The 249-nt window shown below is 61.4% G+C and carries 1 protein-coding gene; it reads right to left on the reverse strand.

Annotated features, from left to right (window positions below):
• Positions 1 to 249 (reverse strand): C-terminal helicase domain-containing protein (locus J5M66_RS26780; RefSeq protein WP_207810152.1); only part of this gene is annotated, 249 nt, incomplete at both ends.

Consider the following 249-nt stretch of genomic DNA (forward strand, 5'->3'; position numbering starts at 1 on the left):
CGGCCTTGCGCCCATCGAGCACGCCCGCTGCCAGGTCTGACTTTTCCTTCTGCAGGTGCTGAATCTTCTCTTCCACTGTGCCCCGGGCAATCATCTTGTAGACGAACACCGGTTTCTCCTGCCCGATGCGATACGCCCGATCAGTCGCCTGATTCTCCACCGCCGGGTTCCACCACGGATCGAAGTGAATCACCGTGTCCGCCGCCGTCAGGTTCAGACCAGTGCCCCCGGCCTTGAGGCTGATCAGGA

The sequence above is a fragment of the Pseudomonas sp. 67(2021) genome, from assembly GCF_017491835.1.
GTDB classification, from domain to species: domain Bacteria; phylum Pseudomonadota; class Gammaproteobacteria; order Pseudomonadales; family Pseudomonadaceae; genus Aquipseudomonas; species Aquipseudomonas atacamensis.